At 59.9% G+C, this 16,960-nt stretch carries 16 protein-coding genes; 14 read left to right on the forward strand and 2 right to left on the reverse strand.

Features of this window, described 5'->3' with window-relative positions:
* Positions 1 to 67 precede the first annotated feature (67 nt).
* Positions 68 to 1,258 (reverse strand): MalY/PatB family protein, encoded by a 1,191-nt coding sequence (locus tag ACTG2G_RS04785; protein ID WP_439985232.1) that lies wholly within the window; start codon positions 1,256 to 1,258, stop codon positions 68 to 70.
* Positions 1,259 to 1,345: 87 nt separating this feature from the next.
* Positions 1,346 to 2,917, reverse strand: a complete 1,572-nt coding sequence (gene malX / locus ACTG2G_RS04790) for a maltose/glucose-specific PTS transporter subunit IIBC (RefSeq protein ID WP_439985233.1) — start codon at positions 2,915 to 2,917, stop codon at positions 1,346 to 1,348.
* A 281-nt stretch (positions 2,918 to 3,198) separates the two neighbouring features.
* Between malX and ACTG2G_RS04795 the strand changes: the two genes are divergently transcribed.
* The 14 genes from ACTG2G_RS04795 (at position 3,199) to hflD (ending at position 16,946) form a co-directional block, all read left to right on the forward strand.
* The gene (locus ACTG2G_RS04795; RefSeq protein WP_005344074.1) at positions 3,199 to 4,236 is read left to right on the forward strand and encodes a Mal regulon transcriptional regulator MalI; all 1,038 of its coding nucleotides are present in this window, start codon (positions 3,199 to 3,201) and stop codon (positions 4,234 to 4,236) included.
* A gap of 287 nt (positions 4,237 to 4,523) precedes the next feature.
* Entirely contained in the window at positions 4,524 to 4,787 is a 264-nt protein-coding gene (locus ACTG2G_RS04800; RefSeq protein WP_323914866.1) for a hypothetical protein, read from the forward strand.
* A gap of 364 nt (positions 4,788 to 5,151) precedes the next feature.
* Positions 5,152 to 5,610 carry a DUF6998 domain-containing protein gene (locus ACTG2G_RS04805; RefSeq protein WP_042082438.1) on the forward strand — a complete coding sequence of 153 codons (459 nt, stop codon included), beginning with the start codon at positions 5,152 to 5,154 and terminating at the stop codon, positions 5,608 to 5,610.
* Between the two features lie 56 nt (positions 5,611 to 5,666).
* Complete coding sequence (locus ACTG2G_RS04810) at positions 5,667 to 6,383, forward strand: sugar isomerase domain-containing protein (RefSeq protein WP_439985234.1); 717 nt, start codon at positions 5,667 to 5,669, stop codon at positions 6,381 to 6,383.
* 105 nt (positions 6,384 to 6,488) lie between these two features.
* The gene (locus tag ACTG2G_RS04815) at positions 6,489 to 7,004 is read left to right on the forward strand and encodes an AAA family ATPase (protein ID WP_323914868.1); all 516 of its coding nucleotides are present in this window, start codon (positions 6,489 to 6,491) and stop codon (positions 7,002 to 7,004) included.
* Between the two features lie 11 nt (positions 7,005 to 7,015).
* On the forward strand, positions 7,016 to 7,792 hold the full coding sequence (locus ACTG2G_RS04820; RefSeq protein WP_421244123.1) for a phosphotransferase family protein: 777 nt from the start codon (positions 7,016 to 7,018) through the stop codon (positions 7,790 to 7,792).
* A 535-nt stretch (positions 7,793 to 8,327) separates the two neighbouring features.
* On the forward strand, positions 8,328 to 10,235 hold the full coding sequence (locus ACTG2G_RS04825; RefSeq protein ID WP_439985235.1) for a PTS fructose transporter subunit IIABC: 1,908 nt from the start codon (positions 8,328 to 8,330) through the stop codon (positions 10,233 to 10,235).
* Positions 10,236 to 10,827: 592 nt separating this feature from the next.
* Positions 10,828 to 12,234, forward strand: coding sequence for a hexose-6-phosphate:phosphate antiporter (gene uhpT / locus ACTG2G_RS04830; RefSeq protein WP_005353611.1), 1,407 nt, complete (start codon positions 10,828 to 10,830; stop codon positions 12,232 to 12,234).
* Positions 12,235 to 12,452: 218 nt separating this feature from the next.
* A complete protein-coding gene (locus ACTG2G_RS04835; protein WP_005334611.1) occupies positions 12,453 to 12,758 on the forward strand; it encodes a PTS fructose transporter subunit IIB in 306 nt (101 codons plus the stop codon).
* The gene (locus tag ACTG2G_RS04840; RefSeq protein ID WP_421387985.1) at positions 12,758 to 13,525 is read left to right on the forward strand and encodes a PTS sugar transporter subunit IIA; all 768 of its coding nucleotides are present in this window, start codon (positions 12,758 to 12,760) and stop codon (positions 13,523 to 13,525) included. Before ACTG2G_RS04835 ends, ACTG2G_RS04840 begins: the two co-directional genes overlap by 1 nt.
* A gap of 104 nt (positions 13,526 to 13,629) precedes the next feature.
* Positions 13,630 to 14,553 (forward strand): 23S rRNA pseudouridine(2457) synthase RluE, encoded by a 924-nt coding sequence (gene rluE, locus ACTG2G_RS04845; RefSeq protein ID WP_416014051.1) that lies wholly within the window; start codon positions 13,630 to 13,632, stop codon positions 14,551 to 14,553.
* Entirely contained in the window at positions 14,553 to 15,044 is a 492-nt protein-coding gene (locus tag ACTG2G_RS04850) for an NUDIX hydrolase (RefSeq protein ID WP_439985888.1), read from the forward strand. The genes rluE and ACTG2G_RS04850 overlap by 1 nt, the downstream gene beginning before the upstream one ends.
* 157 nt (positions 15,045 to 15,201) lie before the next feature.
* Positions 15,202 to 16,308 carry a tRNA 2-thiouridine(34) synthase MnmA gene (gene mnmA / locus ACTG2G_RS04855; RefSeq protein ID WP_058052872.1) on the forward strand — a complete coding sequence of 369 codons (1,107 nt, stop codon included), beginning with the start codon at positions 15,202 to 15,204 and terminating at the stop codon, positions 16,306 to 16,308.
* Between the two features lie 23 nt (positions 16,309 to 16,331).
* Positions 16,332 to 16,946: a high frequency lysogenization protein HflD gene (gene hflD / locus ACTG2G_RS04860; protein WP_005334622.1), complete on the forward strand. Its 615-nt coding sequence runs from the start codon at positions 16,332 to 16,334 to the stop codon at positions 16,944 to 16,946.
* Positions 16,947 to 16,960 lie beyond the last annotated feature (14 nt).

A 16,960-nucleotide genomic window follows, 5' to 3' on the forward strand; every position in this document is an offset into this window, starting at 1 on the left:
TATTTCCCCACATAACGGGGCCATCACTGATGGCCCCGTTATGTTTCTCATGTTGAATGGATTTGCCTTACACCAGCTCCCCCAGCGCGCCGATCAGAGCGTCGAGTCCTTGATCGACCTTCGAGCGCGGGCAGCCGACGTTGAGGCGGATATAGCCTGTGCCTTCCGGGCCGTAGGTGTCGCCGCGCATGATGGCGACCCGGTATTTCTCCACCAGCAAGGTTTGCAGCGCATCCATCCGTTCGGTGGAGTCGATGCCGAGGCCGCGCAGGTCAATCCAGGCGAGATAGGTTCCCTCGGGCACCCGATAGTCGATGGCGGGGAAAGCGGCGTTGAGCCGCGCCGCCACATGAGTGAGGTTGCCGTGCAGGTAGGATTTGAGCGCATCGAGCCAGGCAGCGCCATCGCGATAGGCACTGATATGGGCCAGCACCCCGAGAATGGGCGGCGATGAGAGGCCATGGGCCGCCTTGAGCCGCTGCAGATAGGCGGCCCGCGCCGCGGCGTTGGCAATAAAGGCATAGGCGCCTCCAAGGGCGGGAATATTGAAGGATTTCGAGCCCGAGCTCACCAGCGCCCAGTGATCGTCCGGTGCCACCTCGCTCCACGGCAGATAGCGGGCAAAGCTCACATCCATATGGATGTCGTCCGAGATGACCTTGACCCCGTGGCGCTGGCAGATGGCAGCCATTTTACCGAGCTCATCCCGCGTCCAGACCCGGCCGGTGGGGTTGTGGGGGCTGCACAGCAGTAGGATGCGGCAGTCGGTGCGGGCGGCTTGCTGCTCAAAGCACGCCCAGTCGATCTGGTAGCTCCCCTCCTCTTTTTTAAGCGGGCAAGGCAGCAGCACCCTGTCGTTGGCGGCCAGCATATTGCCGAAGGCATCGTAGGCGGGGGTATGCACCAGCACGCCCTCCCCCGGCGCCGACCAGAGGCTCACCAGCTGGGCAATCACATAGATGACCGAAGGGCCGTAGACCAGCGTCTCGGGGTCGAGGGTCGCGCCGTAACGGTGGGCAAACCAGTGGCTCACCGCCCCCTTGAAGTCGTCGTGATTCCAGCGGCTGTAGCCAAATACCCCGTGCTCAAGGCGGGCTGCCAGGGCTGCGCGAATGCAGGGGGCAGTCTCGAAATCCATGTCGGATATGGTAAAGGGGAGCAGATCGGCATGGCCAAAACGGTCGGCCACATAGTCCCACTGGGTGCAGTAGGTGCCGTGGCGGTCGACCACGCGGTCGAAGTCATAAATATCGTGCATGAAGTTTCTCCCTCCATAAACAGGAGACATATTGGGAGAGGCAAACAAGGGGGGCTTGCGCCCCCCGTTCGGATCTTATTGGCCGGTTCAGGCCCCCATCAGGCTCTGCAGCTGGTTTTTCACCAGATGCACCTGCGGGCCGATCACCACCTGCAGGTTGTGCTCGTCGAGCTTGATCACCCCGATGGCGCCGTTTGCTTTCAATACCTTGTCATCAACCCGGCTCATGTCCTGCACCGACATCCGCAGGCGGGTGATGCAGTTATCGAGCGCCAGAATGTTATCGGCCCCGCCCAGGGCGTTAAGGATGATTTCACCGTTGTAACCGCTGTTGCCGGCCTTCTTGCCTGCGGGCTGGGCAGTCTCGCTGGTCTCGATTTCACGGCCGGGGGTCTTCAAGTTAAAGCGCACGATGGCGAAACGGAACACGCTGTAGTAGATGGCAAACCAGATCGCGGCCGCGACCGGCACCAGATACCACTTGGTGGCGGTGCCTTGCAGCACGCCGAACACCAGAAAATCGATGAGGTTGCCGTCCGTGTTGCCGATGGTGACGCCGAGCAGCCCCATGGTCATAAAGCCCAGACCGGTCAGGATGGCGTGAATGACGTAGAGCATCGGTGCCACGAACAGGAACAGGAACTCGAGCGGCTCGGTGATGCCACCGATGACGCAGGCCACCACGCCGGAGACCAGCAGCGCCTTGATCTTGCCGCGATTTTCCGGGCGAGCGCAGTGATACATGGCGAGCGCCGCACCCGGCAGGCCGCCGAGGAAGGCAGGCATCTTGCCCTGAGAGAGGAAGGAGGTAGCAGAGACCGAGAAGCCGGAAGTGTCGGCGCAGGAGAGCTCGGCGTAGAAGATATTGAGGGCGCCGCTCACCTCGTGACCGCACACCAGCTGAGTGCCGCCCGCTTCGGTAAAGCGGATCAGCGCCACCAGAATGTGGTGCAGGCCGAGCGGCAGCAGCAGACGCTCACCGGTACCGAACAGGAAGGGGCCGAAGGGGCCAGCGTGGGAGATGAGCGCCCCGATGCCGTTGATGCCGGCGGCAAACCAGGGCCAGACGAACGGCACGACCAGACCGACCACACCCAGCACCAGCGCGGTGATGATGGGCACGAAGCGGGCACCGCCAAAGAAGGCGAGCGCATCGGGCATCTTGTAGGTGTAGAAACGGGCGTGCAACTTGGCGACAATCACCCCGACGATGATGGCCCCCAGAATCCCGGTGTCGATGGAGCTGATACCGAGGATCGATTTCACCCCGTAGGCCTTCTCCGCCGCCGCGTCACCGATGACGTTGGCCACGGTGAGGTAGAAGTTGATGGAGAGGTTGAGCGCCGCATAGCCGACGAAACCGGCAAAGGCCGCGACCCCCTTCTCTTCCCGCGCCAGCCCGAGCGGAATGGCCACCGCAAACATCACCGGCAGGTAGATAAAGGCCACCAGCCCTACCTTGGTCATCCAGAGGAACAGCAGTTGCAGCACGGTATTGTCGAGGAAGGGCATGCTCTGCTTGACCGCGTCGCTGGTGAGCGAGCTGCCGACACCGAGCAAAATGCCCGAGAAGGCCAGCAGGGCGACCGGCAACATAAAGGTCTTGCCGAGGCTCTGCAGGAACTCCCAGATGGTGGATTTGGCTTGAGGCTTGGCCATGAAACGGCTCCTTGTGAATAGACAGCAATATCTGCGGCTTTCCCCGTGGCTGCTCGTAGCAATCTCGACGCAGAGGCGCGGGTCAGCATCAGGTTTTGCTGGATGATAAAACGTTTTATCAATTTGCAAGTGCCGACAGGATCACAGAATAGGGGGGCTGGCTGGCAGCAGGATCCAAATTTGTGAGCCGGATCGGCCAGATGGTGATGTAACGTTTCACTTGGCAACCCAAGCAGGTATGCTGGGGCCTCGCTTTCAACTGTCCGTCGTCCATTCGCCCTATGTCGCCCAAATCCCTCTCTGCCAAAGCCACCAAGATCACTGATGTCGCCCAGCGGGCGGGAGTGTCGGTCACCACCGTCTCCATGGTGCTCAACGGCAAGGGGCGCATCTCGCCGGCCACCGCCGAGCGGGTGCAACAGGCGATAAAAGAGCTCGACTATGTGCCCAACAGCGCCGCCGCCAACCTGCGCAGCCAGCAGTCCAATCTGGTGGGGCTGATCCTGCGCGACATCACCGACCCCTTCTATACCGAGGTGACCGCCGGGGTGAGCGAGGTGCTGGAGCAGCAGGGTTATCTGCTGTTTCTGACCCAGTGCGGCCACAGCCCGGAGCGACTGCAGCAGAGCATCCACTCCCTGTCACGCCAAGGGGTGGCGGGCATCATCTTCAATCCGGTGCGCGGCGCGGCGGCCAAAACCCTGGAGACCCTGCTCGATTCCGAACTGCCGGTGGTGTGCGCCGCCCGCTCCTACTATCGCGATGACGTGGACTTTATCGGCCCCGACAACACCCACGCCGCCAAGCAGGCCACCACCTATCTTATCGAGCAGGGGCACCGCCATATCGCCTACGTCGGCGGTCGGGCCGACTCCCTCACCCGCGCCGAGCGCATCGGCGGTTACTGCGCCAGCCTGCTGCAATATGGCCTGCCCTTCAAACCGGAGTGGGTACTGGAGTGCGAGCGCACCCAGCGCAGCGCCGCCGATACCATCGCCCAGCTGCTGCACCAGCACCCCAAGGTGACCGCAGTGCTCTGCCACTACCCCGAGGTGGCGCTCGGCGCCATCTATGGCGTCGAGGCGAGCGGCCGCACCGTGGGCAAGGACAACTACATCGGCCAGCAGGTGGCCCTGCTCGGTTTTGACGATGTGGCGGAGGCAGAACTCACCTCCCCCGCCCTCACCTTTGTCAGCTCACCGGCCCGCGAAATCGGCCGTCAGGCGGCGAGACGACTGCTGACCCGGATGCAGCAACCCGAGCTCGCTCCCAACCGCCATATCATCACCCCCAATCTGCAGAAACGGGAGTCGGCCTGAGCTGGCTGGACAAGCCCGAGCTCGCCCCACCCGCCATATCATCACCGCTCACCAGCACACCGCAGAAGCGGGCATCGGCCTAAGCTGGCTGGACAAGCCCGAGCTCACCCCACCCGCCATATCATCACCGCTCACCAGCAAACCGCAGAAGCGGGCATCAGCCTGAACTGGCTGGGCAAGCCTACAGCAGCGCAAAATGTGAGGTTGCTCACTGCGCCGGCAAGGAGAGATTGAGAGCCAAGTGGAGAGGAATATGATGGGCGTCCACTCTCTTCACGAGCCCATTTATGAGCAACCCGCACGACCAGAATCCGCCAACTGAAATCCATCGCTGTGACAAATGCAGGGAGCGTACCCGCCATATCGTGGTGCTGGTCGCCCGCGATCACAGCCAGGACATCATGCCCAAGGATCCGCGTAAAGCCTTCTGGCAAGCCTTTACTTCCAGCAGCATCACCAACTGGGCGTTTGGTGAAACACTGGCCTACCAGACCCCCCATGTAAAACATCTAATTTGCGAACGCTGCGGGGAGAAGTTTCTGGAGTATTGATGGCTCCAGTCTGTCATCTGTCATCCGTCACACAACCAACCGAATCAAGTCCCGCCATCCAGCAAGTAGTTTGTTGATCCTTGGCAGGTTTTTACCTGCTGCCGGTTTTGCATCGCCCCCACCTTGATTACCATGGCTCACTTGGCAACCTGGATTGGGAAGGGCATTGCCGAGATCGCTCTGGCCACCATAGCGCCATCACCTCCCGCCACATCATCGGTTAACAGCAGCAGAGTGGAGGCTGTCGTCCAAAGGCGGTAGCGTGCCAGCAAGAAATGGGATGGAGCGATAATTTCCTCGTGACCGTCCAATTACGCTTCGACAATCCGACCGACAAAACTGAACAATCAAAGCGGTAAAAAACATGATCGATCACAAGCGATTCCAGAGATTGGTACAACAGCTCTACTCGACAGTAGAGGAACTTGAAGAAATGTTTCCGGGAAGACACTTTACGCCCGATGGCCATATGGTCGGCAGTATTGGCGAATGTCTGGTTGCAGATGCTTACGGGTTAGAATTGATGAATGCATCAAACAAGGGATATGACGCTTTATCTCCATCCGGGCTGCAAGTTGAAATCAAAGCCACGCAGGCAAAATCAGTCGCCTTCCGCAGCCAGCCAGAACACACCATCGCCATCAAAATTCTTCCCAACGGCACATTCGAAGAGATTTTTAATGGCCCGGGAAACTTGGTATGGCAGCAGTTTGACGGGAAACCCCTGCCCTCAAATGGTCAATACCAAATCTCTCTTAACAAGCTCAAAGAATTAAACAAGCAGGTTGATAAATCTCAGCGGATCTTAAGAGTCACTCAATAGAACCCGTTCACAGGATGAGGTGCCCCTCTCCGGCAACAGAAAAGGAGCCCGCCGTTATGTTTGAGTACGTCGAAAAACTGCAAGCGCGCATTGCAACCATGGTCAGCCAGAACGAAGCCGGGATCCGGCAGGCGGCCCACTGGTTTAGCGAGTCCATCGTCCACAACAAGATGATCCATATGCTGGGCACCGGGCACTCTCATATGGTCGGGCTGGAGGGGTTTATCCGTGCCGGTGGCCTTGGCAATATCAACGCCGTGCTCGACTCCACCGTCACCACCGCCGATGGCGCCCTGCGCAGCTCGGCGCTGGAGAAGCTGCCGGGGCTTGCCGCCATCCTGTGGGAGGAGCAGCCGATTGCGCCGGGGGATCTGATGGTGGTCATCTCCAATTCGGGACGCAACGCCCTGCCCATCGAGTGGGCCCAGCTTGCCAGAGCACGCGGCCACAAGGTGATCCCTATTACCTCAGTGGCGCAATCGGCGCAAAACCCGAGTCGTCACCCTTCTGGCCAAAAACTGATGGAGCTGGCCGATCTGGTACTGGATAACTGCGTGCCGCCGGGCGATGGCCTGTGCGAAGTCAATGATCGGGTCACCGGCGCCTTCTCCTCCATCTCCGGCATGGTTCTGATCAATACGCTGGTAGTCGAAGCGCAGAAACTGGCGCTGGCACAAGGCGTCACCCCGCTTATTTTCTCCAGCCAGAATGTGGATGGCTTTAATAACGATGATGTTTACCGCCATTTCCAAGGGCGATTGAAGTCGATGTAAGCAATTAAGATATTGTCGCGGTAAACGTTGGGCTTCACTTCGTTCAGCTCCAACCTACGATGTTTGGCCCAACATACGAGATGTTCCAGAAAAGAGTGCTCATAGATGAAACGCATTCTGATTATTGGTAACTCGGGATCGGGCAAGAGCTGGTTGGCAGCTCGATTGGCTGAGGGGTTAACTATCCGCGAGGTCAATCTGGACACCATTGTCTGGCAGCCGGGCGGCTTTAACCAAAAACGGCCCCAGCATGAGATTGATCATGCCATTCAGACACTTGCTCAAGAGCCATCATGGGTGGTCGAAGGGGTATTTGGTGCCCTGGCCGAGCAACTACTTGATGCCGCTGATACCCTGCTATTTCTGGATCTCGACTGGTCGGTATGCCGTGATTCACTGCTATCTCGCGGATCACAAAGTGCCAGGCAACGGGATGCAGTGGCAGCCGAAGAGAGCTTTCAACAACTGCTGGTGTGGGCATCGGAATATGGGCAGCGAGCCGGCAAAAGCTCCCGCCAATTCCATCACGAGCTGTTTGATCGATTCCCAAACGACAAGCACCGTTTCACGACTCGGGCAGAGGTAAATAGCTATCTCACGCACCTGACCACTCATAGCTAACGGGGTAGAGGATGACGCAACAGGAGCTGGCGAAAATGGGGGGCGCTTCGGTCAATATCCAGCTGCTGGATGGCAAGCCCTGTATCAGAAAAAGCGGCGCATCACCGGTCGAGCGCCATTTCTACCAACGTGCAGCCCCGCATTTGAGCGGGCTCAACACACCTGCCCTGCTCAGGGCCGAAGGAGAGATCCTGTTCCTTGAGCAGATCCCTCATCCGGTCACGCTCACGCAGCTGCACCACAACGAACAGACCTTTGCTCAGCTGTCCAGCCTGCATAACGCCAACTATCAGCCCGACTTTGCGGTTAAAACTCACGGCTGGTCGCTCGCCGACACCAACGAGGCGCTCTCTGTACTCTGCCTGCCGGAAGCGGTAAACGAGAAGATCCGCCATATCCAGCAACTTGGTCACGAACTATTCGAGGAGTCATGCCTGATTTCGGGAGATAGCAATGAGGGCAACTGGGGCACCCGCAACAATGGTGAGCTGGTGTTGTTTGACTGGGAGCGATTTGGTTATGGCAGTCCGGCCATCGATCTGGCCCCGCTGGTGCCGCGGATGGGTTCGCTGGCTGAGTATGAAACCATCATTGAACGCTATCTGCGCCACAGTTCGCTGCTCTCTGGCGACCGGTTGCTCCGCCATCTCGTCATGGCCAAGTGCTGGCTGATTATTGAGGTCACCAATCTGCTGACCAGAAGAGAGAAGCCGCAGGCACAGCAATATCTGGAGTGGTATCGGCAACAAGTTCCCAACTGGCTGGGGTCGGTGGCGCATATTGTGTAATCCGCAGGTTCGAATAGCGCAGCGTATTCGAACGTTCGCGTTATCACCTCTATCTTTTCAGCCATCCCTCTCTTGCCACCACACTTTCTTCCCAAACAACACCCCTCTGCGCTCGCCCAGCCAATGCGATTGGCCTCCGCCATCAGGCGCATAAAAATCCTAATCCGCCCGACGAAATGGCGACTTTTTGTGAGAAGGGTCACATCTGATAACGCCTTAAAACCACATATAAATCCAGACCCTGCTGGTGATTAATTTATTGACATGACACATTACAAACCTGGCCACGAGACCAACCACAATCCATTTATTTGTTTTTAAAGACAAAATTAGCAATAACCTGAAAATGGTGAGTCCTGCCTGAAAACGGGATCTTCATCACATCGCGTTTTACTGCGCACAAAAATCCAGTGATTAGCACATTTGTCCGATAGGGAGGGGGCGGGCGAGCCGCGATAATGATAAGGTCATTTTTATCCAGTACGTCGATACGTACTCACGCATAGCTTCCGTCACCGGAAGCGGGGAGAGCGCCATGATCACCACCTTGATCAATGAACATCTGATCAACCTCGATTTGAAAGCGACGCGTAAGGAAGAGGTCTTCACCGAGATGGCCCGCCTGCTGGCGTCGCAAGGCAAGGTCAGCAACGAGCAGGCCTTTATCAAGGATCTGTGGGCCCGCGAAGAGCTGGGCAACACCGGCTTTGAAGAGGGCGTGGCCCTGCCCCACGCCAAGAGTGCAGCGGTATGCAACCCGGCGGTCGCCATCGGCATCAGCCGCAACGGCATCGAGTACGGCGCCGAAGATGGCAAGCCGTCCCATATTTTCTTTATGATCGCCTCCCCCGATGGCGGCGCCAACCACCATATCGAGGTGCTGGCCGAGCTCTCCGCCAAGCTGATCGAAGAGGGCTTTATCGCCAAGCTGCTGGCGGCGAAAACTCCGGCCGATGCGCTGGCGCTGCTGCTGGCCAAGAAAGAGGAGCAGAGCGCGGCCCCGACCACCAGCAAGGGCTTTATCATCGGTGTCACCGGCTGCCCGGCCGGTATCGCCCACACCTATCTGGCTGCCGAGTCGCTGGAGCGCGCCGCCAAGGAGCTGGGTTATGAGGTGAAGGTGGAGACCAACGGCTCCATCGGCGTCAAGAACAACCCGACCGCGGACGAGATCGCCCGCGCCACCGCCATCGTGGTGGCCTGTGACAAGCAGGTGGACATGGCCCGCTTCGCTGGCAAGCCCCTCATCAAGACCGGCGTAAAAGCCCCCATCAAGGATGGCAAGGGTCTGATCGAGCAGGCCCTGAAAGCCCCCGCCTATGTGGCTGGCAAAGAAGATAAAAAAGGTGAAGAGAAGAGCGCGGGCGGCAGTTCCGATCTCTATCGCTACCTGATGAACGGTGTCTCTCACATGATCCCGTTCGTGGTGACCGGCGGTCTGTTGATTGCGCTGGCACTTGCCATCGGCGGTAACCCGACCCCGAGCGGCATGCAGATCCCGGAAGGGAGCATGTGGAACCAGATCCTCAACGTGGGCGTGGCCGCCTTCACCCTGATGATCCCCATTCTCGCGGGCTATATCGCCTACGCCATCGGTGATCGTCCGGCGCTGGCACCGGGCTTTATTGGCGGCTGGATCGCCAACAACGGCAGCTTCTACGGCGCTGACGCCGGTACCGGCTTTATCGGTGCCATCATCGCGGGCCTGCTGGTCGGCTATCTGGTGCGCTGGATTGCCACTCGCCAGTACCACAAGATGGTGCAACCGCTGGTGCCGATCCTGATCGCCCCCATCGTCGGTTCCCTGTTTATCGCTGCGGTATTTATCTTCATTATCGGCGCCCCGATTGCCGACATGATGACCGGCCTCAACGCCATGCTGCTCTCCATGAGCGGCGGCAGTCTGGTGCTGCTGGGTATCGTGCTGGGTGGTATGGCCGGCTTTGATATGGGTGGCCCGGTCAACAAGGTGGCGTTCCTGTTCTCGGTGGGCATGATCGCCTCCGGTCAGACCCAGTTTATGGGTGCCATGGCCTGCGCCATCCCGGCCGCGCCCCTTGGCATGTCGCTGGCTACCGTACTCGGTCGCAAGCTCGGTATCTTCGATGCCTCTGAAATCGAAGCGGGCAAAGCCGCCGGCGCCATGGGTCTGGTGGGGATCTCCGAAGGGGCGATTCCGTTCGCCGCCCGTGATCCGCTGGCAGTGATCCCGGCCAACATTCTGGGCAGCATGACCGCCGCAGTGATGGCCTTCCTGTTTGGCATCACCAACAGCGTCGCCCACGGTGGCCCCATCGTGGCCCTGCTGGGTGCGGTCAACAAGCCCCTGCTGGCCCTGCTCTGCATGATCTGCGGTGCCATCGTCACCGGCGTGGTGGCGGTTGCCCTGAAAAAACTGCGGGTCAAGAAGAGTGACGAGGTGACCCTGGCCAAGGCGGCCTGAGTGCCCCCCTCGCCATCGCGGCTCGTAAAACATGACAAGAGGCCACCCCACGGGGTGGCCTCTTGTTTTTGGGGATGGCTGGCGAGCCGTATTTCCCAATATCGCCCCCTCGAGAAATAGTGGTCGATAAGCACTCTTCCCTCATCTCTCCCTTCACCTCTCTCCTTGCCTTTCCCTGGCTCCCTTCTGGCCAATCCATCCCACCTCCCCAGCCCAGACCAGCACTCGCACAGAACGCCAAACTGGCTGAAATGGCAGCAATCCGGCGTCAGCGGTGTGATGTTTCTCACGCTTTGTCCGCGAAAGCGCAAAAACTAGGAAAATTTCCTAGCCCCACTAGGGATGGCTCTCAAGCCATTTCTTGCCCCTCTTATTAGAGTCACCTCACCTGATGTCGTGACCCGCACCGCGACGGGCAATGCGCCCCGTCATCCCGTGCCGGGCCCGGGTTTATATGGATGGAGCGTCGAGCGCAGCAACGGCTGACAGCCCCGACGTTCCGTTCCCCCTTCCGTGGCGTGACCTCGAACAACCTATCTACAAATGAGGGGCGCGGCGGAAATACCGTCTATCTCGCAGAGGATGAACGAAGATGTTGAAATTGCTCCAACAGGTCCGGGTCCCCACCCTGGACCTGCCGGTCGAAGCCCGGCGCAAGCTCTGGTTCAAGCCGTTTATGCAATCTTATCTGGTTGTATTTATTGGCTATTTGACCATGTATCTGATCCGCAAGAACTTCAACATTGCGCAAAATGACATGATCCAGGAGTACGGTCTCTCCATGACCGAGCTTGGCATGATCGGCCTTGGCTTCTCCATCACCTACGGGGTGGGCAAGACCATCGTCTCCTACTACGCCGATGGCAAGAACACCAAGCAGTTCCTGCCGCTGATGCTGATCCTCTCCGCGCTGTGCATGCTGGGCTTCAGTGCCAGCATGGGCGGCACCGGTTTCAGCCTCTACTTCATGATCTTCTTCTATGCGCTGAGCGGTTTCTTCCAGAGCTGTGGCGGTTCGTGCAGCTACTCCACCATCACCAAGTGGACCCCTCGCAACAAGCGCGGCACCTATCTCGGTATGTGGAACCTCTCCCACAACGTGGGCGGTGCCGGTGCGGCCGGTGTGGCGCTGTTCGGTGCCAACTACCTGTTCGATGGCAACGTGCTCGGCATGTTTATCTTCCCCTCCATCATCGCGCTGATCGTCGGCTTTATCGGCCTGCGCTTTGGTAGCGATTCGCCGGAAGCCTACGGCCTTGGCAAGGTGGAAGAGCTGTTTGACGAAGTGGCGAGCGAAGAGGATATCGCCACCGAAGAGCAGCAGCTGACCAAGTGGCAGATCTTCGTGAAGTATGTGCTGCTCAACAAGGTGATCTGGCTGCTCTGCTTTGCCAACATCTTCCTCTACGTGGTGCGTATCGGTATCGACCAGTGGTCTACCGTCTATGCCCACCAGGAGCTGGGCTTCTCCAAAGACGTGGCCATTCAGGGCTTTACCTTCTTCGAAGTGGGCGCTCTGGTCGGCACCCTGATGTGGGGTTACCTCTCCGATCTGGCCAATGGCCGTCGTGGTCTGGTTGCCTGTGTGGCACTGGCGCTGATCATCGCGACTCTGGGTCTATACCAGCATGCGACTACCCAGTTCATGTTCCTGGGCTCCCTGTTCACCCTGGGCTTCCTGGTGTTTGGTCCACAGCTGCTGATCGGCGTCGCCGCCGTGGGCTTCGTCCCCAAGCAGGGCATCAGCGTAGCCGATGGCGTCAAGGGCACCTTTGCTTACCTGATTGGTGACAGCTTCGCCAAACTGGGTCTGGGCATGATCGCCGATGGCACCCCCATCTTCGGTCTGACCGGCTGGACCGGCACTTTCGCGGCGCTGGATATCGCAGCCGCCGCCTGTCTGGTACTGATGGGTTGTGTCGCGGTCGCCGAAGAGCGCAAGATCCGCCGCATCAAGCGCGAACTGAAAGCCGCCGAGCTGGCCGCCCAGACCGCCTGATAGCCATAACAACAGACGCAGATTGTTCAGGGTCACCCACAGGGGTGGCCCTTGTTTTTTGTGGAAACCCCACTCCCGGCTGGCCCATATCAGCCTGCACTGTCGTTCAAGGGACGGGCATATCCCCATCAAGATCCCACTTTTCATATGCGCTTTTGGTAAAAGCCCCCCGCTGGCGCTATCTTGTTGCTCCCCCTTGTCAGCATCACAGAGAGCAGATGAAGATCGTCGCCGTCACCGCTTGCCCGACCGGTATCGCCCATACCTATATGGCTGCCGATGCCCTGCAAAAAGCCGCCACTGGGCTGGGACTCAAGATCAAGGTCGAGACTCAGGGCGCCATGGGCATGGAAAACATGCTGACCGCCCGCGATATTGCCAGCGCCGACCTGGTGCTGATTGCCTCCGATATCGAGATTGAGCAGAAAGAGCGCTTCCTCGGCTGCACCATCCATCAGGTGAGACTGGAAACCGTGCTGCTGGATGCCAACGCCGTACTCAAGGCCCTGCCGATCCCGGCCTGATGCTGACCCGCGAAATCACCTTCTACTGCCAGCAGGGGTTGAGCATCACCCAGGCCAAGCAGTTGAACCGGCTGGCGGGGATGTTCAAATCCACCATCCGCTGCGCCAACCTCACCCGGCGTCAGACCGTTGCCGCCAGCAACCAGCTCTCCCTGTTGACCCTCGCCACCCAACCCGGCGATCTCTGCCAGTTGCAGATTGAAGGGTGCGATGCCGAGCTGGCCCACATGGCCTTCACCTGCTGGTGCGGGGAACTGGGTCAACCACTGGTGCGCCCGCGCACCGCCGCGCTGGCAGAGTTGCGACTGGCCAACGCCCTGCCCGACTACCATTTTGCCCTGCGCCAGCTGGCCCACAGCACCGAACCGGTGACCAAGGCCGAAGCGCTCGAGCATCTGATCGATCTGCTGCCCGCCGAGCTGGTCAGCAACAGAGCCGCGCTGGAGGAGGCGATCAGTCGGCGCGAGCAGGTCTCGGCCACCATCATCCGCCCCGGCCTTGCCATGCCTCATGTATTGAGCGAAGGGATCAGCCAGCCAGCGCTGACCCTGCTCAATTGCAAGGAGCCCATCGAGTGGGGCTCTCAAATCGGACCGGTGCAGACCATTATTCTGCTGGCGGTGCCGGTTGGTAGCGGACGGGAGACCCTGCGCCCCCTCACCCGACTGGCGCAGGCGATGATCGACGATGTGGTCAGCCACGCCCTGCTGTTGGCGGGCTCGGCCCCCGCCCGTCAGGCTATCGTGATCGAGAGCCTGCTGAGCTAGGCGAATTGGCTCTGGGCGCTGCTTGTTGAAACACCAGCCATTCATCCAGCCCTCAGCACCCTGTGGTACACTCGCTGCCATCGTCTGTCTGAAGTGTGTATCCGATGAAATCTCCCCGCTCCCGTCTCTCTGTCAGCCGCGCGCCGCGCGATAACGCCCCGCGCACGGCGGCCAAACCAGCCGCCCCCCACCATGCATCCCCTCGCAAGCCGGAGCTGGCCCCCGAGGATCGCAAGCTGCTCCTGCTGAACAAGCCCTACATGGTGCTCTGCCAGTTCACCGACGAGGCGGGCCGCGAGACTCTCAAGGATTACATCAAAGAGCCCGGCATCTATGCCGCAGGGCGGCTCGATCGCGACAGCGAGGGGCTGCTGCTGCTCACCAACGATGGCAAGCTGCAGGCGCGCCTCACCCAGCCGGGGGAGAAGACCCCCAAGACCTACTGGGTGCAGGTGGAAGGGATCCCGAGCGAGGAGAAACTGGCCGCCCTGCGCGCCGGTGTGGAGCTCAATGACGGCATGACCCTGCCCGCCGGGGCGCGCATCATGGATGAACCTGCGGTGTGGCCGCGCAATCCGCCGATCCGCGAGCGTAAGGAGATCCCCACCAGCTGGCTGGAGATCAAGATCATCGAGGGGCGCAACCGCCAGGTGCGGCGGATGACCGCCCATATCGGCCACCCCACCTTGCGCCTTATTCGCTACGCCATCGGTGACTGGACCCTCGATGGACTGGCACCCGGCGAGAGCCGCAGCCTACCCGCCCCCGAGCTGGCGCCAAGCTCCAGCAGCCGCCCGCGTCCCTCCTCATCCCGTTCAGGCGCTCATACCGCCAAACCGGCCAAACCGGCAGGAGATGCGCCACGGCGGGCTAGCCAGCCGAGACGGGACGAGCGTCCCCGCAGCACTCACCCAACCGAGCGCGCAGCCACGAACCCGACCGGCGGCAAACCCCGCAGCAGCGGGCGAGGAACGGCACGCAGACCCGCCCGTACGGGCAATCCCAATAGCAGCGACAAGGAGTCATGATGAGCAATCAGGCAGAGCAATCGGCCACCAGCCACGCCCGCATGGAGGCGCGCCTGACGGTCGCCGCCCTGGTGCAGTGGCAGGGCCGCTTTCTGGTGGTGGAAGAGGAGATAAAAGGCCAGCGCCGCTTCAACCAACCCGCCGGCCATGTGGAGCCGGGGGAAAACCTGCTTGAAGCGGCTTGCCGCGAGCTCAAAGAGGAGACGGGTCTGACCGCCGCGCCGACCGCCTGGCTTGGTACCTATCTGTTCAAACCGGCCGACAGCGAGGCCACCTATGTGCGCACCGCCATCATCTTCGACCTTGAAAAAGCGCCCGGTCAGCACCATCCAGAGGATCCTGACGGTGATGTGCTGGCTTGCCACTGGCTCACTCAGGAAGAAATAGCGGAATGCAAACCGGCCCTGCGCAGCCCCTTGGTGTGGCAGTGCATTCAGGATTATCTGGCGGGGACACGGCTGCCACTCTCGGCCCTCAAGGCCTTTATCTGAGGCCATTTGAAACTCTTTTTCGGTGACAAAGGCCAACAACAGAAAAACGATTTCCTGCTATCAGGCTCCTGATGGGAACTGCGGCATGGATATGTGACCGGGGGCGCAAAACTCTGGTAGAATACGCCCCGTTTAAACGAACTGGTAACTTCGACTAATGACAGACAACAGCCAAATCAAGGTGATCGTCGGCATGTCCGGCGGCGTGGATTCTTCCGTCTCGGCCTACCTGCTCCAGCAGCAGGGCTATCAGGTCGAAGGCTTGTTCATGAAGAACTGGGAAGAAGACGACACGGACGAGTACTGCTCTGCCGCCCAGGATTTGGCTGATGCCAAGGCCGTCTGCGACAAGCTGGGGATGAAACTCCACACCATCAACTTCGCGGCCGAGTACTGGGACAATGTGTTCGAGCACTTCCTCGAAGAGTACAAGGCTGGCCGCACGCCGAACCCCGATATCCTTTGCAACAAGGAGATCAAGTTTAAGGCGTTCCTCGAATTTGCCGCCGAAGAGCTGGGTGCCACCTACATCGCCACCGGGCACTATGTGCGCCGTGACGACAGCACCGGCCGCCCGCGCCTGCTGCGCGGTCTCGACAACAACAAGGATCAGAGCTACTTCCTCTATACCCTGAGCGAGAAGCAAGTGGGTCAGAGCCTGTTCCCGGTTGGCGATCTGGAGAAGCCGGAGGTGCGCCGCATCGCCGAGCAGCTGGATCTCATCACCGCCAAGAAGAAAGACTCCACCGGCATCTGCTTTATCGGTGAGCGCAAGTTCAAGGACTTCCTGGCCAAGTTCCTGCCCGCCCAGCCCGGTAAAATCGAGACCGTGGATGGCAAGGTGATCGGCGAGCATCAGGGTCTGATGTATCACACCCTGGGCCAGCGCAAGGGGCTCGGTATCGGTGGTCGCAAAGATGCCACCGAAGAGGCCTGGTACGTGGTCGACAAAGAGGTCGAGCGCAACGTGCTGGTGGTGGCGCAGGGCGAGCATCCCCGTCTCTACTCCGATGGCCTGATTGCAAGCCAGTTGCACTGGGTGGATCGCACTCCCATTCGCGAACCGCGTCGCTGCACCGTCAAGACCCGCTACCGTCAGCAGGATATCCCCTGCCTGATCCAGCCCATCGACGACGAGACCATCCGGGTCATCTTCGACGAGAAACAGGCTGCGGTGACCCCGGGCCAGTCCGCCGTCTTCTACGACGGGGAAGTGTGTCTGGGCGGCGGCATCATCGAACAACGTTTCAGCCATCCGGTTTGAATCCTTAACAGAAGGCAGCAGACGTGAGCGATAAATTCCAAGACAGAACCATGGCCTTTGCCGGCATCTGCCAGGCCGCGTATCTGGTGCAGAAGGTGGCCCGAGACGGCAGCTGTGACGAGGCCGCCCTGCGCGAGAGCCTCTCCAGCATTCTGGTGACCAACCCGAGCCAGCCGCTCGAGGTGTTCAACAACACCCATCTGGCCATACGCGACGGCTACCGTGCGCTGGTCGAGCAGCTGGGAGCCGACGGCAGCCAGAAAAATGCCGAGCTGACCCGCTACGTGGTAAGCCTGATTGCGCTGGAGCGCAAGCTGGCCAAGCGCAAGGACATTCTCAACATGCTGGGTGAGCGGATCAGCCAGATTGGCCGCCAGCAACAGCACTTCGATCTGCTCGACGAGCAGATTTTGGCCAACATGGCGAGCATCTACAGCGATCTTATCAGCCCCATCGGGCCACGCATCCAGGTGGCGGGTACCCCGCTGTTCCTGCAGCAACCGCTGGTGCAGCACAAGGTGCGCGCCCTGCTGCTGGCGGGCATTCGTGCCTGCGTGCTGTGGCGTCAGCTCGGTGGCAGCCGCACCCAGATCATCTTCGCTCGCAAGAAGATGGTGGAGCTGGCCAAACGTTACTAATCATCGGCTCGCGC

It is taken from the genome of Aeromonas sp. 55A (genome assembly GCF_051919665.1).
Classification (GTDB): domain Bacteria; phylum Pseudomonadota; class Gammaproteobacteria; order Enterobacterales; family Aeromonadaceae; genus Aeromonas; species Aeromonas veronii.

Bases quoted from the DNA above. Each gene is read 5' to 3' on its own strand.
- ACTG2G_RS04785 (WP_439985232.1), bottom strand. From the start codon at position 1,258: ATGCACGATATTTATGACTTCGACCGCGTGGTCGACCGCCACGGCACC.
- malX (WP_439985233.1), bottom strand. From the start codon at position 2,917: ATGGCCAAGCCTCAAGCCAAATCCACCATCTGGGAGTTCCTGCAGAGC.
- ACTG2G_RS04795 (WP_005344074.1), top strand. From the start codon at position 3,199: ATGTCGCCCAAATCCCTCTCTGCCAAAGCCACCAAGATCACTGATGTC.
- ACTG2G_RS04800 (WP_323914866.1), top strand. From the start codon at position 4,524: ATGAGCAACCCGCACGACCAGAATCCGCCAACTGAAATCCATCGCTGT.
- ACTG2G_RS04805 (WP_042082438.1), top strand. From the start codon at position 5,152: ATGATCGATCACAAGCGATTCCAGAGATTGGTACAACAGCTCTACTCG.
- ACTG2G_RS04810 (WP_439985234.1), top strand. From the start codon at position 5,667: ATGTTTGAGTACGTCGAAAAACTGCAAGCGCGCATTGCAACCATGGTC.
- ACTG2G_RS04815 (WP_323914868.1), top strand. From the start codon at position 6,489: ATGAAACGCATTCTGATTATTGGTAACTCGGGATCGGGCAAGAGCTGG.
- ACTG2G_RS04820 (WP_421244123.1), top strand. From the start codon at position 7,016: ATGACGCAACAGGAGCTGGCGAAAATGGGGGGCGCTTCGGTCAATATC.
- ACTG2G_RS04825 (WP_439985235.1), top strand. From the start codon at position 8,328: ATGATCACCACCTTGATCAATGAACATCTGATCAACCTCGATTTGAAA.
- uhpT (WP_005353611.1), top strand. From the start codon at position 10,828: ATGTTGAAATTGCTCCAACAGGTCCGGGTCCCCACCCTGGACCTGCCG.
- ACTG2G_RS04835 (WP_005334611.1), top strand. From the start codon at position 12,453: ATGAAGATCGTCGCCGTCACCGCTTGCCCGACCGGTATCGCCCATACC.
- ACTG2G_RS04840 (WP_421387985.1), top strand. From the start codon at position 12,758: ATGCTGACCCGCGAAATCACCTTCTACTGCCAGCAGGGGTTGAGCATC.
- rluE (WP_416014051.1), top strand. From the start codon at position 13,630: ATGAAATCTCCCCGCTCCCGTCTCTCTGTCAGCCGCGCGCCGCGCGAT.
- ACTG2G_RS04850 (WP_439985888.1), top strand. From the start codon at position 14,553: ATGAGCAATCAGGCAGAGCAATCGGCCACCAGCCACGCCCGCATGGAG.
- mnmA (WP_058052872.1), top strand. From the start codon at position 15,202: ATGACAGACAACAGCCAAATCAAGGTGATCGTCGGCATGTCCGGCGGC.